Origin of the sequence: Paraferrimonas sp. SM1919 (assembly GCF_010993985.1) — a bacterium.
Classification (GTDB): domain Bacteria; phylum Pseudomonadota; class Gammaproteobacteria; order Enterobacterales; family Shewanellaceae; genus SM1919.
This window is the reverse complement of sequence record NZ_WINH01000061.1, coordinates 1-1,209: the sequence shown is the minus strand read 5'-3', so window position 1 is coordinate 1,209 and position 1,209 is coordinate 1. Positions and strand designations below refer to the sequence as shown.

Below are 1,209 nucleotides of genomic sequence, written 5' to 3'. Positions count from 1 at the left end.
TTCAAAGCACAGTTTTCATCAGACAAGCATCATAACACAGAGGTTCAGGCACTTGTGATAATTCACATACAATTCCTACACAAAATGTAAGCAGTTGGCCGTGGCATGTGAAGAGCAAAGCATGTGTGTGCTGAGTGTGTATGTGTCTGTGTATGTCTTGGCTTGCATGTGCTTGAGCATTCGCGCATGAAGTAAGGTGTTTGCATGGGATAGAGAGAGCAAGAGTCCTGCCATTTTGTCGCAAAGAAATGTATCAGTTAGGGCATCAGCTTCATTTTTGGGAGGTGGTCTGTATGTGCATGTGAAGAGAGGCGGAATGGAGAGAAAGGTGGAATGGATCTAGGACAGACAGGTAGGTGAGGTTAGTCACAGGAACAGGGTAGAGAGGATTTAGCTCTTGGTGACGGAAGCAGCGATGAGCTCGAAGATAGCCTGGATCTTTTCCTTGACTTCTTCGGCTAAAGGCTGAATCTTATCCTTCAGGGCAGTAATCTCTGCGGTGTCGACGGTCTGTGCCTGGCTGTAGGCTGTCTTCAGCTGCTCCTTGTATTCCTCGATGTAGGGGGAAGCAATGGTCCTCAGACTCTCCAGACGCTCAGAGAGCTTGGCACGCAGAGACTCCACAATGGGCGTCAGGGCGAGCTTGGTCTCCTCCACGTTGGTAGCCACCTTGGTGCGCAGGGTCTCCACAATGGGCTCCAGCTTGACCTTCAGGGCCTCCATATCAGCAGTGTGCTTGGTGTAGTACTCTGTGAGGATGGGGTCCAGCTCGGCGCGGTATTCAGCAATGTGTTTGTCGATGACTGTCTTCAGCTCGGCACGTTTGGGCTCGATCTCAGCCTTCAGGGCGTCGATATCAGCAATGAGAGACGCACGGAATTCGGCAGTGGCGGCAGAGATGGTGGTGACGACGCTGTCGGTGATGGGGGACACAGCACCCTGCAGAGTCTTGAGCTGAGTGTGCAGTTCCTCCAGGCGCTGAGATATGGTGGCCTTGAGCTCCTTGTACTCGGTGTCATCGAGCTGTGCCAGGGCTCTGTTGGCACCGTCCTTCACCTGGGTCAGGTAGACATCGGCGGCAGCCCGGATGTGTTCCAGCTGGGAGGGTGGTGCAGGTGCATCAGCCTGCAGGGAAGCGGCATGAGAGCCGACAGCCAGCAGAAGGGCGAGAGCGAGAGCAACAAACTTCATGGTGGTGGTCTGGTGGAG

Annotated in this window: 1 protein-coding gene; it reads right to left on the bottom strand. The window is 53.8% G+C overall.

The window, feature by feature from the left end:
• Nucleotides 1–390 precede the first annotated feature (390 nt).
• The coding region (locus GFB48_RS17125; RefSeq protein WP_163938667.1) for an apolipoprotein A1/A4/E family protein at nucleotides 391–1,209 on the bottom strand (819 nt) is incomplete at its 5' end.